Source organism: Micromonospora sp. NBC_00821, assembly GCF_036347035.1.
GTDB lineage: Bacteria > Actinomycetota > Actinomycetes > Mycobacteriales > Micromonosporaceae > Micromonospora > Micromonospora hortensis.
Genome location: NZ_CP108880.1, coordinates 7,067,756 through 7,085,516, shown reverse-complemented (window position 1 = coordinate 7,085,516; position 17,761 = coordinate 7,067,756). Strand labels below are relative to the sequence as shown.

13 protein-coding genes are annotated in these 17,761 nt (G+C 72.5%); 7 read left to right on the top strand and 6 right to left on the bottom strand.

Annotated elements, in window-relative coordinates:
• Positions 1-13 precede the first annotated feature (13 nt).
• The 4 genes from OHB44_RS32510 to eccCa all read right to left on the bottom strand — a co-directional run bounded on the left by OHB44_RS32510 (position 14) and on the right by eccCa (position 7,002).
• Positions 14-721: a phosphatase PAP2 family protein gene (locus OHB44_RS32510; protein WP_238687051.1), complete on the bottom strand. Its 708-nt coding sequence runs from the start codon at positions 719-721 to the stop codon at positions 14-16.
• A 37-nt stretch (positions 722-758) separates the two neighbouring features.
• Positions 759-1,550: a phosphatase PAP2 family protein gene (locus OHB44_RS32505; protein WP_238687050.1), complete on the bottom strand. Its 792-nt coding sequence runs from the start codon at positions 1,548-1,550 to the stop codon at positions 759-761.
• 53 nt (positions 1,551-1,603) lie between these two features.
• Entirely contained in the window at positions 1,604-2,944 is a 1,341-nt protein-coding gene (gene mycP, locus OHB44_RS32500; protein WP_274531698.1) for a type VII secretion-associated serine protease mycosin, read from the bottom strand.
• Between the two features lie 74 nt (positions 2,945-3,018).
• Positions 3,019-7,002, bottom strand: a complete 3,984-nt coding sequence (eccCa, locus tag OHB44_RS32495) for a type VII secretion protein EccCa (protein WP_238687049.1) — start codon at positions 7,000-7,002, stop codon at positions 3,019-3,021.
• Positions 7,003-7,103: 101 nt separating this feature from the next.
• On the opposite strand from eccCa, the gene eccD reads away from it, so the two are divergent.
• Positions 7,104-8,507, top strand: a complete 1,404-nt coding sequence (gene eccD / locus OHB44_RS32490; RefSeq protein WP_238687048.1) for a type VII secretion integral membrane protein EccD — start codon at positions 7,104-7,106, stop codon at positions 8,505-8,507.
• A 31-nt stretch (positions 8,508-8,538) separates the two neighbouring features.
• On the opposite strand, the gene OHB44_RS32485 is transcribed toward eccD, so the two are convergent.
• Positions 8,539-9,045, bottom strand: a complete 507-nt coding sequence (locus tag OHB44_RS32485; RefSeq protein WP_099849144.1) for an inorganic diphosphatase — start codon at positions 9,043-9,045, stop codon at positions 8,539-8,541.
• Between the two features lie 512 nt (positions 9,046-9,557).
• On the opposite strand from OHB44_RS32485, the gene dacB reads away from it, so the two are divergent.
• From dacB to tilS, 3 genes are all read left to right on the top strand, one after another.
• Positions 9,558-11,048: a D-alanyl-D-alanine carboxypeptidase/D-alanyl-D-alanine endopeptidase gene (dacB, locus tag OHB44_RS32480; protein WP_372488412.1), complete on the top strand. Its 1,491-nt coding sequence runs from the start codon at positions 9,558-9,560 to the stop codon at positions 11,046-11,048.
• Positions 11,049-11,141: 93 nt separating this feature from the next.
• Positions 11,142-12,212 (top strand): zinc-dependent metalloprotease, encoded by a 1,071-nt coding sequence (locus OHB44_RS32475; RefSeq protein ID WP_238687046.1) that lies wholly within the window; start codon positions 11,142-11,144, stop codon positions 12,210-12,212.
• A 10-nt stretch (positions 12,213-12,222) separates the two neighbouring features.
• Positions 12,223-13,215: a tRNA lysidine(34) synthetase TilS gene (tilS, locus tag OHB44_RS32470; RefSeq protein WP_238687045.1), complete on the top strand. Its 993-nt coding sequence runs from the start codon at positions 12,223-12,225 to the stop codon at positions 13,213-13,215.
• Between the two features lie 15 nt (positions 13,216-13,230).
• On the opposite strand, the gene OHB44_RS32465 is transcribed toward tilS, so the two are convergent.
• Complete coding sequence (locus OHB44_RS32465) at positions 13,231-14,193, bottom strand: GlxA family transcriptional regulator (protein WP_203121473.1); 963 nt, start codon at positions 14,191-14,193, stop codon at positions 13,231-13,233.
• A 42-nt stretch (positions 14,194-14,235) separates the two neighbouring features.
• Between OHB44_RS32465 and OHB44_RS32460 the strand changes: the two genes are divergently transcribed.
• The 3 genes from OHB44_RS32460 (at position 14,236) to ftsH (ending at position 17,726) form a co-directional block, all read left to right on the top strand.
• Positions 14,236-14,481 (top strand): hypothetical protein, encoded by a 246-nt coding sequence (locus tag OHB44_RS32460; protein WP_238687043.1) that lies wholly within the window; start codon positions 14,236-14,238, stop codon positions 14,479-14,481.
• A 99-nt stretch (positions 14,482-14,580) separates the two neighbouring features.
• Positions 14,581-15,156, top strand: coding sequence for a hypoxanthine phosphoribosyltransferase (hpt, locus tag OHB44_RS32455; RefSeq protein ID WP_091403272.1), 576 nt, complete (start codon positions 14,581-14,583; stop codon positions 15,154-15,156).
• A gap of 551 nt (positions 15,157-15,707) precedes the next feature.
• Positions 15,708-17,726: an ATP-dependent zinc metalloprotease FtsH gene (gene ftsH / locus OHB44_RS32450; RefSeq protein ID WP_266304249.1), complete on the top strand. Its 2,019-nt coding sequence runs from the start codon at positions 15,708-15,710 to the stop codon at positions 17,724-17,726.
• The last annotated feature ends 35 nt before the right edge of the window (positions 17,727-17,761 follow it).

Below are 17,761 nucleotides of genomic sequence, written 5' to 3'. Positions count from 1 at the left end.
CTGCGGGGCCGGCTCAGCCCTGAGCCGGCAGGGCGCGACGCCCGACGGTCGGTAGCTTCGCCCGCCCCCACCGCAGCCCCCGGTCCAGCACCGCGCGGGCCATGATGGCGACGCACGTGCCGCCGTTGAGGAAGGACGCCACCACGTCGCTCGGGTGGTGCATTCCCCGGTACATCCGGGTCAGCGCCACGCCCAGCGGCACCGTCAGCAGCAGCGTCCACCAGGCGACCTTCGCGCCGGTGCTCCGGGCCCGCAGCGCCAGCAGCACGGCGATGCCGACGTAGAGCGCCACCGAAGCCGAGGTGTGCCCGGACGGAAAGCTCGACGTGGGTGGTGAGACGTCCATGTGCTCCACCGCTGGCCGCTGTCGGTCGATCGCCAGTGTGGTCAGCAGGAACACCAGCGCCTGGGCGGTCACCGCCGCGCACAGGAACAGCGGCTCACGCCAGCGCTTCAGCCAGAGCCGCAGCGCCAACGCCACCAGCACGGTGACCACGACGATCATCTGGGTGCTGGCCAGCGTGCTGAACACCAGCGAGACGTTGTTCCAGTCGCCGGTGCGGTCAGCGGCCAGCTCGCGGTTCACCGCGTCCTCCACGGTGAACGGCCAGGTGCTGGCGAACACCCGGGTGACCAGCACCCCGAGCAGCACCATGAGCCCGAGCAGGAGGGACACCGGCAGCAGCACCCGCCGGACGATCTGGACCACGGTCTCGGACATGGGTCGGCCAGTACCCGGCCGACCTCTTCGTCACTCCTCAGGCCGCTCCCGGGTGCCGCTCGACCTCGGGAGCGACGCCGTCGCGGGTCGGCCGGACCGGCCGCAGACCGGTGTGTGCCCGCCAACTGGTGAACGCGGCGGTGGTAGCCGCGACCACTGCCACACCCAGCAACCATCCACCCACCACGTCGCTGGTGAAGTGCACGCCCAGCGTCACCCTGCTCAGCCCGGTCACCACTGTGAGCAGGACCGCCGCCACCCACAGCGCGGCCCGCGCCGCCCCCCGCCCGACGTACGGCAGGAGCACCAGCAGCAGCACCCCGGCGGCCAGGGTGGCGTTCAGCGCGTGCCCGGAGGGGAACGAGTAGCCGGCGGCCCGGGCCACCGGGTCCAACAACTCCGGCCGGTCCCGGCCGACCAGCAACTTGAGCAGCGGACCGACCAAGCCGCCGACGACCATGGTGGTGGCCGCCCAGAGGGCCAGCCGGCGGGCTCCCCGGCGCAGCAGCCAGATCACCAGGAGCAGGGCGACGGCGCGCAGTGGCATCGGTGCGAACACCTCGGTCCAGACCCGCATCAGCAAGACCCAGGCCGGATGATCCTGGGCGTAGCCGTGCAACGCGTCGGTGACCGCCGTGTCCAGCCGGTGCAGCGGTGCCCAGACGCCGAGCACCAGCAGTGTGAGCAGCGCGAACGGCACCAGCACCAGGAACGCCGCAGTGGCGGCGAGAGTGAGCCGCAGACCCAGCGCGTGGTCCCTGTCGAATCGGCGGTGGCGCCAGGACGGCCGGGCGGTAGGGGCGAGGGTGGGCGGCCGGTGCGTACTCATGGGTCCGTTTCTACCCGGCCGGGCAGCCGGTCAGGCCTGCCGGTCGGCCTCGATCAACGAGTCCGCTGACGCAGCCGGCGCACCACCAGTGCCGCACCGCCGACCAGAGCGACGAGGAACACGACAGTGGTCCACAGTTGCCGTGGGGCGGAGGTGTCCTGACCGCCCGCCGCCCGAGCCGTCCAGCGGCTCTGCTGACCGGACGCGGCGAGACCGAGTGGATCGGCACCGGCCCCGGCCACCGGATCGTCGTCGACCGAGCCGGGCGCCGGACCGAAACCGGTCACGCCCGGCGACGTCTGGTCGTCCAACGGGTTGGCGGTAACCGGCGGCACCTGAGCGGTCAACGCGGCTACCGGGTCGACCACCCCGTACCCGAAGCGGTCGTCCCGCCCGGTCGGGCCCAGGTCCCGGGCGGTGGCCAACAACCGGTTGACCACCTCACCCGCGGGCATCTGCGGATAGCGGGACCGGACCAGCGCGGCGGTCGCCGCCACCAGTGGCGCGGCGAAGCTGGTGCCCTGCACCCGCCAGTACCCGCCGGGAGGCTTGGCGCCGACCAGCCCGCTGGCGGGAGCGGTGATCACCGTCGCCCGGCCGGTGATCGAGCCGGACCACATGTTGTCGCTGCTGCGTTCGAGACCGGACACCGCGACCACACCCGGCTCCCGAGCCGGGTACCAGACCTTGGTGCTGGTCGAGGTGGCCAGGTTGCCGGTGCAGGCGATCACGACCACGTCCCGGACGAACGCGTAGTCCAGGGCGGCGGCCAGGGCCGGGCTGTCGCCGCTGCCGCCCAGCGACAGGTTGATCACGCGGGCCCCGTTGTCCACCGCCCAGCGGACCCCCTGGGCGACGATCAGCGCGTCGTCGTAACGGTTCTCCTCGTCCAGCACGCGGACCGGCAGGATCCTGGCGTCCGGTGCGAGGCCGACCACGCCCCGCTTGTCGTCGTTGCGCCCGGCGATCAGGCCGGCGACGGTGGTGCCGTGACCCACCGGATCCGGGCCCGGCGCACCACCGGGGCCGACCAGATCCTTGCCGGGCAGCACCTGGCCAACCAGGTCGGGGTGGTTGCCGTCCACTCCGGAGTCGACCACCGCCACTGTCACGCCCCGGCCGGTCGAACTGCGCCACGCCGTCTCGGCCTGCAACTCGTCGAGCTGCCACTGCTCGTCGCGGACCTGATCGGTGCGGGCGATGGCGTCACCGGGGGCGAACGCCATCGGCGCGCCGGCGAGCTGTCCACCGTTTGTGGGCGCGGCGACCGGCACGGCTGCCGCGGTCGGGGCCACGACGGCAAGCGCCGCGGCCACGCCGAGCAGCGCCCGGCCGGTCGCTCGTCGGGCCGTCGACGGACCGCTGTACCGCACCCCAGTCACATACCCAGCCATTCATCCCGACGGAACCATGACGATCGGAGATTACCGGTTTCCCCACCCGTCACGGGAAGAACCGGCGAGACAGGTCATTGTGGCGGCAGCTGTGCCAGCTGAACGAGGCGTACGCCCTCCCGCCGGGTGACCAACCGACCACGCCCCGGCGGCAGTGGTCCGGGGCGCACCGGCCCGACGAGTGCGCCCTCCTCGGGGCTGCCCGCCATCACCAGGCCGGCCGTGGACAGCTCCCGCAGGCGCTGCACGATTGGCTCGTACTGGGCCCGGCTCGCTCCACCGGACCGTCGGGCCAGCACCAGGTGCAGCCCGATGTCCCGGGCGTGCGGCAGGTGCTCCTCCAGTGCGCGCAACGGGTTCGCCGGCCCCGCCGCCACCAGGTCGTAGTCGTCCACCAGCACGAACAGCTCCGGACCGGACCACCAGGACCGGTCCCGCAGCTGCTGCGGGGTGACCTCCGGCCCGGGAGCCCGCCGCTCCAGGTAACCGGCGGCCGACTCGACCAGGTCGGCGGTGTGTGCCGCCGCGGTGCCGTACCCGATCAGGTGTGGCGTCTCGATGGCACCGAGCAGGCTGCGCCGGTAGTCGACGAGGATCACCCGGGCCTGCTCGGGAGTGAACCGGGTGATGATCGACGTGGCCAGCGCGCGCAGGAACGACGACTTGCCGCACTCCGAGTCCCCGAAGACCACGAAGTGCGGCTCGGTGGCGAAGTCGAGCGACACCGGGCGCAGGTCCGCCTCCGCGATCCCGATCGGCAGCCGCAGCCCGGTCGTCGAGGCGAGATCCAGATCGGCGTACGGCAGCACCGGCGGGAGCAGCCGCACCCGGGGCGCCGGGGAACCCGCCCACCCGTCGGCGGCCCTCTTGACCAGATCGGCGGTGTCTCCGCCGGCGGTACCGAGCTGGGGCAGCGCGGTGAGGAAGTGCAGGCCCTCGGCGGTCACCCCTCGGCCGGAGCGCTCCGGCACGTTGGCGGCCGCACGCCGGGCCACCAACGAGTCGGCCGGGTCACCGAGGCGCAACTCCAGCCGGGAGCCGAACAGGTCCCGGATCGCCGGGCGGAAATCCAGCCAGCGCAGCCCGGTGGCGACCACGTGCAGCCCGTACGACAGACCCCGGGTGGCCAGGTCGGTGACGAGCGGCTCCAGGTCGTCGTACTCGCCGCGGATGGTGGTCCACCCGTCGATCACCAGGAACACGTCGCCGTACGGGTCGGCGCCCGGCTGGCCGGCCGTCCCCGCTGCCGCTCGACGCTGCCGGTACGCGGCCATCGACTCCACGCCCAGCTCGGCGAAGCGGCGTTCCCGGTCGACCAGCAGGGTGGTCATCTCGCCGACGGTGCGTCGTACGGCGGTCGGGTCGGCGCGGCCGGTCACGCCGCCGACGTGCGGAAGGTCGCGCAGCGCGGCCAACCCGCCGCCACCGAAGTCGAGGCAGTAGACCTGCACCTCGGCCGGTGTGTGGGTGAGCGCCAGCGCGCAGATCAGCGTGCGCAGGGCTGTGGACTTGCCGCTCTGCGGCGCACCGACCACCGCGACGTGCCCGGCGGCGCCGTCCAGCGCCAGCCAGAGCAGGTCCCGGCGCTGCTCCAACGGTTTGTCCACCACCGCCATCGGCACGCCGAGTGCCCCGTGCAGCTCCGGGTTGCCCACTGTCAGCCCGCGTTTCGCGTGCACCTCGACCGGACCGAGCAGCTCGTCCAGGGCCGGTGGCTGGCCGAGCGGCGGGAGCCATACCTGGTGCGCCGGCGGGCCCTGCCCGACGAGCCGGTCCACCAGCAGGTCGAGCAGCGTCCTGGTGCCCTCCTCCTCCGCCACGACGGGCACGACCGGGACCGCCGGCTCGGGCACCGGTACGACGTGGGTGGTGAAGGTGAGCAGCCGCGCGCCCCCCTCGGCGGCGACGCCACCCGGAGCGGCCCGACGGCGGACGGCACCGGAGACGTACGCGGCCTTGAAGCGGGCCAGCGGGTCGGTGCCGGCACGCAGGTAGCCGTGGCCCGGTGAGCGGGGCAGCTCGTGCGCGTCCGCCACGCCGAGCACCGTCCGGGACTCCAGTGCCGAGAAGGTGCGCAACCCGATCCGGTACGAGAGGTGGGTGTCCAACCCGCGGAGCCGGCCCTCCTCCAGGCGCTGGCTGGCGAGCAGCAGGTGCACGCCGAGCGACCGGCCCAGCCGGCCGATCTGCACGAACAGGTCGATGAAGTCGGGCTTGGCGGAGAGCAGCTCCGAGAATTCGTCGCAGATCAGCAGCAACGACGGCAGCGGGGCGAGAGGGCTGCCGGCCGCCCTGGCCCGCTCGTAGTCGCGCACGCTGGCGAAGTTGCCGGCCCGCCGCAGCAACTCCTGGCGGCGGACCAACTCCCCGTTGATCGCATCCACCATGCGATCGACCAGGGGCAACGCGTCGGCCAGGTTGGTGATCACGGCCGCGGTGTGCGGCAGCCGGTCGAACGAGGTGAAGGTGGCGCCACCCTTGAAGTCGACGAGCACGAAGTTGAGCTGCTCGGAGCTGTGCGTGGCGGCGAGCCCCAGCACCAGCGTGCGGAGCAGCTCGGACTTGCCGGAGCCGGTCGCCCCGATGAGCAGGCCGTGCGGGCCCATGCCGTCCTGGGCGGACTCCTTGAGGTCCAGCTCGATGGCGCCGCCGTCCGTGCCCACCCCGATCGGCACCCGCAACCGGTCTCGTGCCGAACGCGGCAACCAGCCCTGTTCCGCAGTGAAGCTCTCCGGGTCACCGAGGCCGAGCAACTCGGGTAGGCCCAGGTCGGCCTGGAGCGGAGCGTCCGGCCCGCGGGCCGCGCCGGCCAGCCGCAGCGGTGCCAGCCGTCGGGCGACCGCCTCGGCGTCGGCCAGGTCCAACTGGTCGGCGGTGCCCACCTCGGCGTGCCCGTCGGACGACCGCGAGTGCAGCCGCCGGCCGTGCAACTCCAGCAGCAGCGCGTACCGGTCCAGCAGTCGGGGCGGCGGGGTGTCCAGGTCCAGCACTGTTACCGCGTCGATGCCGCCGTCGCCGGTCAGGTCACTGGCACCGGTCAGGTCGCCGCCGTCGAGGACCACCACCACGTGCGGGCCGTCGGTGGCCGGGCCGGCCGGGCTGAACCGGGACCGGGTGGCCAGCACGTCGGCCAGCAACGACTCCAACTCGGCGGCCGAGCTGGTGACCAGGCGTACCGGGCCGAGCGCGTCGGTGAGGCCGGGATGGTGGGCGTGCGGGAGCCACTTCACCCACTCCCAGCAGGCGCGGCGCTCCGGCCCGGCGCAGACCGCGACGAGCAGCTCGTCGGGGGCGTGGAAGACCGCCAGCTGGGTCAGCACGGCCCGGACCAGCGCCTGCGCCGCCGGGTCGCCGGTGGGTGGCCCGCCGGTGGTCGGGGTGGTCGCCCGGGCGCGGCCGGCGGATCGTACGTGCACCCGGGCGAAGCTGCGCAGCGACAGCGCCACCGGTAGGTCCGGCACCACCGAGTACGCGTCCAGGAAGCGGCGTAGCGCGCCGGCGGTCATCGGCTCGAGCTCCTCCAGCGGCCGGGTGACCGGTGGGACCAGTGGGGTGGCCAGTGTCTGCGGCCCGACGGCGACCCGCACCACAGCGAAATCGGGGTCGGCGGGGCGCCGCTCCCAGACCCGGTGGCTGTCCACCGTCGACCAGAGCCGGCCCGGATCCGGATGCCTGTAGAAGAGCCCGGCCCGTTGCTGGCCCGCGGTCCGCCGGACCCGCCGCCGCAGCGTGGCCAGGTGACGCAGGTACTCCCTGCGGGCGGCCATCATCTCGGACTTCTTCGGGGTGCCGGAGGCGCTGCCCCAGGACGTCACCAGCATCGCCAACGAGGAGAGCCCGAACATGCCGCCCACCACGTACGAGTAGGCCCCACCGCCCCTGCCGAACATCATCGCCATCGCGACAGTGCCGCCGAGCATGGGCAGCAGCATGAGCAGCTGCTGCCATCGCCCGCCGGTCACCACGGGAATCTCCGGCGGCGCGTCGACCGACAGCTCACCGGCGGGAATCTCCGGCGCTGGTCGGCGCGGTGGACGCTTGATGACGACGGTGGACACTCGGCCTCCTGACAGCGCTGGGTAACCCGAGCCTGGCTCATGGTAGGTAAAGTCCTGTCGTCCGCGCAGCCTCCGATCCCAGTCGATATGGAGACCAGTCGATGACTACCGGGCTGGCACGCGTCACCATCAGCGCGCCGCAACGACGGGTGGACGTCGCCCTGCCGGAGCAGGTGCCCCTGGCTGAGCTGCTGCCCGACGTGCTCCGGCACGCCGGTGTCGGGCTCGCCGACGACGGCGAGCAGCACGGCGGTTGGGTGCTCCGCCGCACCGACGGGGCGTTGCTGGTGACCGCACAGGCGCTGCTGCCGCAGGGGGTCCGCGACGGTGAGGTGCTGCACCTCGTGCCGGCCCGCGCGCACTGGCCCGAGTTGGAGTACGACGACGTCATCGAGGCGATCGTCGACGGTGCCCGCCGCCGTGGCGGCGCCTGGTCGCCCACCGCCACCCGGGCAGCGGGTATGGCAGGTGCCGCCGTACCCCTCGGGGTTGGACTGCTCGCGCTGCTCGCCGGTGGCCCGACGCACCGGGTCGGTTGGCTGGCGGCCGTCGCGGTGGCGCTGGTGCTCACCGTGGCCGGCGCTGTCGCCTCCCGTGCCAACGGCGACGGCGCCGCCGGGGCGACGCTCGGCGGCTACGCGCTGCCCTACGCGTTCACCGCCGGTGCCCTGGCCGTCGGCTCCGGCGACCCGGTCGGCCCGATCGGGCCGGCCCGCTGGGTGGGCGCCCCCGAACTGCTGGCCGGCTCGGTCGCGCTGCTGCTGGCGGCGTTGATCGGTCTCCTCGGGGTGGCCAGTCGGCTGCGGGTCTTCGTGGCCGGTGTCACTGTCGGCCTGATCGGTGCGGCGGCCGCGCTCGGTGGGCTGCTGATGACCACGGCCGGTACGGCGGCGGTGCTGCTCGGCGCACTGGTCTTCGCCGTCGGCGTGATTCCGCTGTTGGCCATCCGGCTGGGCAAGCTGCCCCTGCCGCCGATCACCCTGCCGGCCACCACCTCGGCGGAGGAGCCGGAGCGGGTACGGGACCTGCCGGACCGGGGCCGGGTGCACGCCGCGGTGATCCGCACCGAGGAGATGCTCACCGGGATGCTGATCGGCCACGCCCTGCTGGTGGTGGCCACCGCTGTGGTCCTCGTGGTCGCCGGTGGCACTGCCGGTCGGGTGCTGGTGGCGGTCACCTCGGCGGTGCTGCTGCTGCGGTCGCGGCTGTTCGTGGCGCTGCGACACCGGGTGCCGACGGTGCTCGCCGGGCTGGCCGGCTACGCGGCGCTGGGTGCCGTGCTGGTCGGCCGGGCCGACGAGACCGGGCGGTTGGTGCTGATCCTGGGCGGGGCGGCGCTGGCCCTGGTGGCGGTCGCCAGCGGCACCGGGTACGCCCGCCGGCCGGTCTCGCCGTACCTCGGGAGGATCGCGGACCTCACCGACACGGCCCTGGTGGTCGCCGTGGTGCCGATCGCCTGCGCGGTGCTCGACCTGTACGACCGGGCCCGAGGGCTGCTCGGTTGAGCGGCCCCCGGGCCCGGTGCGTCAGCGGTCGTCAGTGCATGGATTCGCCGCGCGCCTCGGCGTCCCTGGCTCGCTTGTAGGAGGCGTGGATCTCGGCCTCGGCCTCGGTGCGGCCGACCCAGGTCGCGCCCTCCACCGACTTGCCGGGCTCCAGGTCCTTGTACACCTCGAAGAAGTGCTGGATCTCCAGCCGGTCGAACTCGCCGAGGTGGTGGATGTCGCGCAGGTGCTCCTGGCGAGGATCCTCGTAGGGCACGCAGAGGACCTTGTCGTCCCCGCCCTTCTCGTCGGTCATCCGGAACATGCCGATGGTGCGGCAGCGGATCAGGCAGCCCGGGAAGGTCGGCTCGGGGACCAGCACCAGCGCGTCCAGTGGGTCGCCGTCCTCGCCGAGGGTGCCCTCGATGAACCCGTAGTCGGCCGGGTACTGGGTGGAGGTGAAGAGGGTGCGGTCCAACCGGATCCGGCCGGTCTTGTGGTCCACCTCGTACTTGTTCCGGTGACCTTTGGGGATCTCAACCGTCACGTCGAAATCCATCTGCACGCTCCCTCGTCTGCCCACGCTGGCTAACGGAACCACTGGCGGCCCTCCGGACAGGTGAATGCCCACCCGCCGACTCCGGCCGCCGCATAGTCTTCGGACCGAAGTAGTGTCACCCAAGCCGATTTTCGCTGGGGGAGGAGGGGGTCGTGGGGAGGGAAGATTCACACTACCGCCCGGACGGGGGCTCCGCGCACGGTACCGGACGATCCGGCTCCGGCAGTGCCAAGGGACGGGTCCCGGTGCCGGAGGCGCACCTCCCACGAGCTCCCGAAGCTCCGACCCCGGCACCGGAAACGGTGCCCGAGCGGCCCCCGCCGCTGCCCTGGCGCCCGCCGGCCGGGCCGGCGTCGCCCGCTCCGAACGCGGGTCACTTCCCGGTAGCCGGCGGTGAGCAACCGGTGAGCGGCCCGCCACGCGGCAGTGCCACGGTCCCGGTCAGTCCTGCGCCGGTCAGCCCGTCGTTCGGTCCCGCGCCGACCGCCCACGGCACTGGCGGAGTCCCCCCGGTGGGCCCACCGATCTCCGCGTTGCCGGCGCCCGCCGGCGCCACGCCCGCACCGGCAGCCGCCGCGACGCGCCGCCGGAGGCGGCTGCCGGTGCTGCTGGCCGCCGTGCTCCTGCTGGTGCTCGCCAGCGTCGCGGTCGTGATCACCCGTCCCGGCCCGGTCGCCGGGTGGCTGGGCGACGACGCCGGGCCCGGGACGAACGCGGTCGGCGCGACTCCGGAGCCCGCCCCGTCGGACGTGCTCGGTGGCCCGGATTCGAACGCCCCGGTGCCCACCCCGGACGGGGTTCGGGCCGTGCTCGATCCACTGGTCGGCGTCGCCGCCCTGGGTGACCGGGTGAACGTCTCGGTCGCCGACGTGATCACCGGTCAGACGCTGTTCGCCAAGGGGGCGGACGACGGCACGGTGCCCGCCTCGGTAACGAAGCTGGCGACCGCTGTGACAGTGCTGGCGGCCCGGGGCCCCGGCTACCGGATCCCCACCCGTGCCGTGGCCGGCGCGAAGGCCGGCGAGGTGGTGATCGTCGGGGGCGGCGACCCGACCCTCGCGATCAACAAGAAGGGCTACTACCCGGGTGCGGCGCGCCTCGACGACCTGGCCGCCCAGGTGCGTACCGCGCTCGGCGGCACCTCCCCGACCAGTGTCACGGTCGACGGTTCGGTCTACTCCGGCCCGGTCTACGGCCCCGGCTGGGACGACGACATCCCCACCGGCGGTTCGGGCGGCGCGATGACCGCGTTGATGACCGACGGCGCGCGTACCGACCCGGGCGTCGAGCACGGGTCCGCCCAGCGGTTCGCCGAGCCGGACCTGGCCGCCGGCAAGGCGTTCGCCCGGTTGCTCGGGGTGCCGACCTCCGCCGTGAAGCGGGGCGCTGCCCCGCCTCAGGCGGCGACCGGCGCCAGCCCGGCACCGGGTACCGAACTGGGCGTGGTGCAGTCCCCGCCGCTGATCCGGCTCGTCGACGTCATGATCAGCGAGAGCGACAACCTGGTGGCCGAGGCGCTCGCCCGGCAGGTCGCGTTGGCCCGCGGACAGCCCGCCTCGTTCGACGGTGGCGCCGCCGCCATGGACGCCGAGGTGGCGGAGCTGGGCCTGCCCGCCGACGAGATCAGCGTCTCCGACGGCAGCGGCCTGTCCCGGCTCAACCGGATCAGCCCGTCGCTGCTGACCGATCTGATCCGCCTGGCCGCCAGTCCGGACCATCCGGAGCTGGCCGGCGTCTTCGGTGGTCTGCCGGTGGGCGGTTGGTCCGGGACGCTGAACGAGCGCTACCGCAACGCCGCTGGCACTGCCGCGGGCGCGGGCAGCGTCCGGGCCAAGACCGGCACCCTGACCGGCGTGCACTCCGTCGCGGGCCTGGTCACCACCGCCGATGGTCGCCTGTTGACCTTCGCGGTGCTCACCGACAAGGTGCCGGGTGACCGGGAGACCGCCCAGCCGGCACTGGACCGGATCGCCGCAGCGCTGGCCGGTTGCGGCTGCGGCTGACAGTCGCCGGTCGGGGGGCGACGCGGTCGCCATCGGTGTCGATCGAGGGCGCGAGCCCGGGCCGGGGTGTCGCGGCGCGGGTACGGTGGGTTCATGGCGCAGTTCGTGGACTGGGATCTGGCCGCCGCCACGGCGGGGGCGTTGAGCAAGTCTGGCCCCCGCGTGTCGTACGCGGAAGCCACCGACGTGGTCGGCGACCTGCGTCGGCTGACCGACGAGGCGGCCGGGCACGTGGCCGACTACACGGGATTGCGGGCGCAGGTGTCGCACCCGCCGGTCCGGGTGGTCGATCGCCGCGACTGGGCCGCGACGAACATCGCCGGTCTCCGCGAGGTGATCACACCGCTGGTGAGTCGGCTCTCCGGCGACAAGCAACCGGGCGCGTTGACCGAGGCGATCGGGTCCCGGCTCACCGGGGTGCAGGCCGGGACGGTGCTGGCCTACCTCTCCGGCCGGGTGCTCGGCCAGTACGAGGTCTTCTCGGCTGACCCGGGCCAGCTGCTCCTGGTCGCACCGAACATCGTCGAGGTGGAGCGCAAGCTCGGCGCCGACCCTCGGGACTTCCGGCTCTGGGTGTGTCTGCACGAGGTCACCCACCGCACCCAGTTCACTGCCGTGCCGTGGATGCGGGCCTATTTCCTCAGCGAGGTGCAGGCGTTCGTCGACGCCTCGTCCAGCGGAAGTGAGCACCTGGTCGAACGGTTGCGGCGCGGGGTGGCCACGTTGTCCGACGCGGTTCGTGATTCGGCGAGCCGCACCAGCGTGCTGGACATCGTGCAGACCCCGGCCCAGCGGGCCGTACTGGACCGGCTCACCGCGTTGATGACCCTGTTGGAGGGGCACGCCGAGTTCGTGATGGACGGCGTCGGCCCGCAGGTGATCCCGAGCGTGGAGCGGATCCGGGCGTCGTTCAACCGACGCCGGGAGGCGGGCAACCCGCTGGAGAAGGCGATCCGCCGGCTACTCGGGGTGGACGTCAAGATGCGCCAGTACGCCGAGGGGCGCAAGTTCGTGCACGGGGTGGTGGAACGCGTCGGCATGGACGGGTTCAACTCGATCTTCAACTCGCCGCTGACCCTGCCCCGACTGTCGGAGCTGGGTGACCCGGACGCCTGGGTCGCCCGGGTGCACGGCCCGGCCGGCCCCATCCCGGCCGCTGGCTGACCACCCGCCGGTGGCCGCGCTCGCTCCGCCGGTGGCCGCGATCCGGGTGGCGGTCCGCCGCGCCCTGACCGGTCTGCCATTCGGTGGTCCGGTGCTGGTCGCGTGCTCCGGTGGTGCCGACTCGCTCGCGCTCGCGGCGGCCACCGTCTTCGTGGCACCGCGGCTGGGCCGCGCCGCGGCGCTCGTCACCGTCGACCACGGCCTGCAGGACGGCTCCGCGGAGCGCGCCGAGGCGGTGGCCACCTGGGGGCGGGCTGTCGGGTTCGCGTCGGTGACGGTGGCCCGGGTGGAGGTGGCCGGGCGTCCCGGCGGGCCGGAGGCGGCCGCCCGCGAGGCCCGCTACGAGGCGCTGACCGAAGCGGCCCGGCAGCAGAACGCCGTCGCGGTGCTCACCGGGCACACTCGTGACGACCAGGCGGAGACGGTGCTGCTCGCGCTGGCCCGGGGCGCCGGCCCACGAGGGCTGGCCGGGATGCCCGCCCGGCGCGATCTGGGCGGGGTGCCACTGGTGCGCCCGCTGTTGGAGATCGGTCGGGAGCAGACGCGCGCCGCCTGCGCCGTCCTCGGGCTGAGCCCCTGGCAGGACCCGCACAACAGCGACCCGTCGTACGCCCGGTCGAGGGTGCGGGGCGACCTGCTGCCGGCGCTGGTGCGGGCGCTCGGGCCGGGCGTGGTGGACAACCTGGCGCGTACCGCCCGGCTGGTGGCCGCCGACAACGCCGCGCTCGACGAGTTGGCGGGGACGGCGCTTGCGGCGGCCCGGTGCCCCGACGGAGGGCTGTCAGTGCCGGCGCTGCTCGGCCTGGTGCCCGCCGTACGCGGCCGGGTGCTGCACTCCTGGGCCCGCGAGGTGGGCGCGCTGCCCGGTGCCCTGTCGCATCGGCACGTCGCCGCCCTGGACGCCCTGGTCACCGATTGGCACGGTCAGGGCCCGGCCGACCTGCCCGGCGGCGTTCGGGTGCTCCGCCGCGACGGCCGGCTGGCATCGGTGCGCCCCACCTGATCTGACCTGCCGGTCTCAGCCGCTGTGCGCCCGGTCGCGGAAGGTGGTCCGGTAGCTGTGCGGGGTGGCGCCGACCCGGCGACTGAAGTGGTGGCGCAACGCTGCCGCGTCGCCGAAGCCGGACTGGTCGGCGACCGCCTCCACGCTCAACGGGGTCTCCTCCAGCAACCGCCGGGCGAGCAGCACCCGCTGGTTGGTGAGCCAGTCGTGCGGGGTGGTGCCGGTCTCGGCGCGGAACCGGCGGGCGAACGTGCGGGGCGCCATGCCGGCGCGGGCGGCCAACTCCTCCACGGTGATCGTCCGGTCCAGGTGACCCATCAGCCACTCCAGCACCGGTTCGAGGGTGGGTGCCTCGGGCGCCTTCGGGATGGGCGCCTCGACGTACTGGGACTGGCCGCCGTCGCGGTGCGGCGGGACCACCATCCGCCGGGCCAGTCGGGTCGCGGTGGCCGAGCCGTGCTCCTGGCGGATCAGGTGCAGGCACGCGTCGATGCCGGCCGCCGTGCCTGCGCTGGTGAGCAACCGACCGTCCTGGACGTAGAGCGAGTTGCACCGCACCCGGGCGCGCGGGTGTCGCCGTTGCAACTCGTCCACGTACCGCCAGTGGGTGGTGCACTCGCGGTCGTCGAGCAGCCCGGCCTCGCCGAGCAGGAAGGCGCCGGAGCAGACGCTGAACAGGTGCGCTCCGCGGGCGTCGGCCCGGCGGAGCGCGTCGAGCACCGGGCCGGGGACCGTGGTGCCCTGGCTGTGCGCGGGGATGGCCACCAGGTCGGCCTCGTCGACAGGGCCGAGGTCGGCGTGGGGGGTGAGGTGGAAGCCGGACGAGGTACGCACGGGAGCGCCGTCCGGGCTGCACACCTGGAAGCGGTAGGCGGGGAAACCGTCGGCTGTCCGGTCGGTGCCGAACACCTCGGCGAGCACGCCGAGCTCGAAGGGAGCGACCTGGTCGAGGGCGAGGACGGCAACGGACCGCAGCATGTGACGAGGGTAACCCGACAGGTGGCAGTAAATCGATGACCAATGGCATTCCTGCCACTGTCCGGTCGCTTCGTGACGTCGCAGACTGGTCTCAGTCCGGTGCGCACCGGCGGCGAAACCGACAGCAATCATGCGAAAGCGAGCGCCGCCATGGAGTTCCTGTTCATCCTCCTGTTCCTCGTCCTCCTCGCCGCCGCCTCGGCGGCCGGCCTCACCGTCGACAGCCACGATTCGGCCGACTGGAAGCCGAGCGACGATGGCCGCCGCTGGCGGTCACGCACCAACTGATGTTATTAGCGCTATTTGCCCGGAAAATCCTCGGCGGGACCGCGCCAAAGGTGCGGCCCCGCCGACGGAGGCCATCCGACGTACGGCAGGCTAGGAGTCATGGCTGACGGCTCCTGGTACGACGCCGACATCGACCACGTGATCATCTCCGAGGCGCAGATCCGCGAGAAGACGGCGGAGCTGGCCAAGCAGGTTTCCGCCGACTACTCCCACGTGGGTGACGGGCTGCTGCTGGTGTGCGTCCTCAAGGGCGCGGTGATGTTCATGGCGGACTTCGCCCGGGCGCTGGGCCGCAACGGCCCGCCTGCGGAGCTCGACTTCATGGCCATCTCGTCCTACGGCCAGGGCACCACCTCCTCCGGGGTGGTCCGCATCCTCAAGGATCTGGACCGGGACATCGCCGGTCGGCACGTGATCGTCGTCGAGGACATCGTCGACTCCGGGCTCACGCTCTCCTGGCTGCTGCGCTACCTCGAGTCGCGCTCGGCGGCGAGCGTCGAGGTGGTCGCCCTGTTCCGCAAGCCGGACGCGGTGAAGGTGCCGGTTCCGGTGAAGTACGTCGGCTTCGACATCCCCACCGAGTTCGTGGTCGGGTACGGCCTCGACTTCGCTGAGCGCTACCGGGAGCTGCCGTACGTCGGGGTGCTCAAGCCCGAGGTCTACGCCCGCTCCTGACGCCGGGCCCGACCCGTCGCGACGGCCCGCCGACCTGTCGCGGCGGCCTACCGGTCGACATGAGCCCTACTTGCATCGGCATCCATCAAGCCGACGTTCAGCGCGCTCTCAGCTGATGCGGTTACCGTGTAGCACGGTGGCTCGGAGGTTTCTCCGCGCTCGACCCTCTCGATCGCGTGACCGGGCGCTCGGGTGGCCGAGCCGGACTCCCCGCCACGCCGGCTTCCACCCGGACTCGCCGTACGTTGGCTGCGGGGCTGGTGGGCCTGCCCACGGTGTGTGTCGTCGATGTCGAAGGCGCGCAGAGTGCGGAGGCTCGCAGGTTCGCTGCTGGCGTACACGGTCTTTTGATGGTGCACGACTGCGGGGCTCGCAAGCTCACTCCTCGCGTACACGGTGTACCGTCGAATGACCGCGGCGCGGTAGTTTTCGCGCCTCGGGGTCGAGGCCGGCCCGCACGGCGGCTCCGGCCGCCGCTCAACGCGGCGACACCATCAGACGGTCAGGACGTCGATCAGGAGGATGCGGGCGCCCCGGCGCTCGACAACAGTATGGAACGTACGCGTTTCTTCCGCCGACCGGTGGTCTGGATCATCCTGGTCATCCTCGGCGCCGTTGTGCTCAGTCAGCTGTTCACCAGTGGTCCCAGCTACCACCGCGTGGACACTTCCGTTGCGCTCGATCAACTGCACACCGCCAAGATCAACAAGGTGGTCTTCCAGGACAAGGAGCAGACGCTCCAGCTGGACCTGGCTCAGAAGACCAAGTTCGGCAAGACCGAGACCAACAAGATCGAGGCCCAGTTCCCGTACCAGGTCGGCGACGAGATCTGGAACGAGGTGCTGGACGCCAAGGCGAACAACCGGGTCACCGGCCCGGCCGACGCCAAGGTCTCGTCGGACAGCATCTGGGTGAGCCTGCTGGTCAACCTGCTGCCGATCGCGCTGCTCGTGCTCCTGCTGCTGTTCTTCATGTCGCAGATGCAGGGCGGCGGCTCCCGGGTGCTCAACTTCGGCAAGTCCAAGGCCAAGATGATCACCAAGGACACTCCGAAGACGACCTTCGCGGACGTCGCGGGTGCCGAGGAGGCCGTCGAAGAGCTGTACGAGATCAAGGACTTCCTGCAGAACCCGGCCAAGTACCAGGCCCTGGGCGCCAAGATCCCGAAGGGCGTGCTGCTGTTCGGCCCGCCCGGCACCGGCAAGACGCTGCTGGCCCGCGCGGTCGCCGGCGAGGCCGGGGTGCCCTTCTACTCCATCTCCGGCTCGGACTTCGTGGAGATGTTCGTCGGCGTCGGCGCCAGCCGGGTCCGTGACCTGTTCGAGCAGGCCAAGACGAACGCCCCGGCGATCGTCTTCGTCGACGAGATCGACGCCGTCGGCCGGCACCGTGGCGCCGGCATGGGCGGCGGCCACGACGAGCGGGAGCAGACGCTCAACCAGCTGCTCGTCGAGATGGACGGCTTCGACACCAAGGGCGGGGTCATCCTGATCGCGGCCACCAACCGGCCGGACATCCTCGACCCGGCGCTGCTGCGCCCGGGCCGGTTCGACAGGCAGATCCCGGTGGACGCCCCCGACATGGAGGGCCGCAAGGCCATCCTCCGGGTGCACGCCAAGGGCAAGCCGTTCACGCCCGACGTCGATCTCGACGCGGTGGCCCGTCGCACGCCTGGCTTCAGCGGCGCCGACCTGGCCAACGTGATCAACGAGTCGGCCCTGCTCACCGCTCGTAAGGAGCAGCGGGCGATCTCCAACGACTCGCTGGAAGAGTCGATCGACCGGGTGGTCGCCGGTCCGCAGCGGCGGACCCGGGTGATGAGCGACAACGAAAAGAAGATCACCGCGTACCACGAGGGTGGTCACGCGCTGGTCGCCTGGGCGCTGCCGCACGCCGCGCCGGTGCACAAGGTGACGATCCTGTCCCGTGGTCGCTCGCTGGGCCACACCCTGGTGCTCCCCACCGAAGACAAGTACACCCAGACCCGCGCCGAAATGATCGACACCCTGGCGTACGCGCTGGGTGGTCGCGCCGCCGAGGAACTGGTCTTCCACGAGCCGACCACCGGCGCCGGCAACGACATCGAGAAGGCCACCCAACTGGCCCGCGCGATGATCACCCAGTACGGCATGAGCTCCAAGCTCGGCGCGATCAAGTACGGCACCAGCGGGGACGAGCCGTTCCTCGGTCGCAACATGGGCCACGAGCGGGACTACTCGGACTCGGTGGCCGCCGAGATCGACGGCGAGATGCGGGCACTGGTCGAGCTGGCGCACGACGAGGCCTGGGAGATCCTGGTGGAATACCGGGACGTCCTGGACAACATCGTGCTCGAGCTGATGGAGAAGGAAACCCTCTCCACTGCCGACATGGCGCGGATCTGCTCCCGGGTGGTCAAGCGCCCGCCGCTGGCGCCGTACAACGGCTTCGGCAAGCGTCAGCCGTCCACCGAGCCGCCCGTGCTCACCCCTTCGGAGAAGGACAAGCTCAAGGCGCAGGCCCAAGCCGACGGCGCGCAGGCGTCGGTCGGCGGCGTCGCGCCGTCCAACAACTCGGACGGCACGCACTGAGCAACGACCCGACGGCCAGCTCCCCACACCGGGAG

What these genes read in the sequence shown, in the direction of transcription:
- OHB44_RS32510 (WP_238687051.1), bottom strand. Translation starts at nt 721, where the DNA reads ATGTCCGAGACCGTGGTCCAGATCGTCCGGCGGGTGCTGCTGCCGGTG.
- OHB44_RS32505 (WP_238687050.1), bottom strand. Translation starts at nt 1,550, where the DNA reads ATGAGTACGCACCGGCCGCCCACCCTCGCCCCTACCGCCCGGCCGTCC.
- mycP (WP_274531698.1), bottom strand. Translation starts at nt 2,944, where the DNA reads ATGGCTGGGTATGTGACTGGGGTGCGGTACAGCGGTCCGTCGACGGCC.
- eccD (WP_238687048.1), top strand. Translation starts at nt 7,104, where the DNA reads ATGACTACCGGGCTGGCACGCGTCACCATCAGCGCGCCGCAACGACGG.
- OHB44_RS32485 (WP_099849144.1), bottom strand. Translation starts at nt 9,045, where the DNA reads ATGGATTTCGACGTGACGGTTGAGATCCCCAAAGGTCACCGGAACAAG.
- OHB44_RS32475 (WP_238687046.1), top strand. Translation starts at nt 11,142, where the DNA reads ATGGCGCAGTTCGTGGACTGGGATCTGGCCGCCGCCACGGCGGGGGCG.
- OHB44_RS32465 (WP_203121473.1), bottom strand. Translation starts at nt 14,193, where the DNA reads ATGCTGCGGTCCGTTGCCGTCCTCGCCCTCGACCAGGTCGCTCCCTTC.
- OHB44_RS32460 (WP_238687043.1), top strand. Translation starts at nt 14,236, where the DNA reads ATGGCATTCCTGCCACTGTCCGGTCGCTTCGTGACGTCGCAGACTGGT.
- hpt (WP_091403272.1), top strand. Translation starts at nt 14,581, where the DNA reads ATGGCTGACGGCTCCTGGTACGACGCCGACATCGACCACGTGATCATC.
- ftsH (WP_266304249.1), top strand. Translation starts at nt 15,708, where the DNA reads ATGGAACGTACGCGTTTCTTCCGCCGACCGGTGGTCTGGATCATCCTG.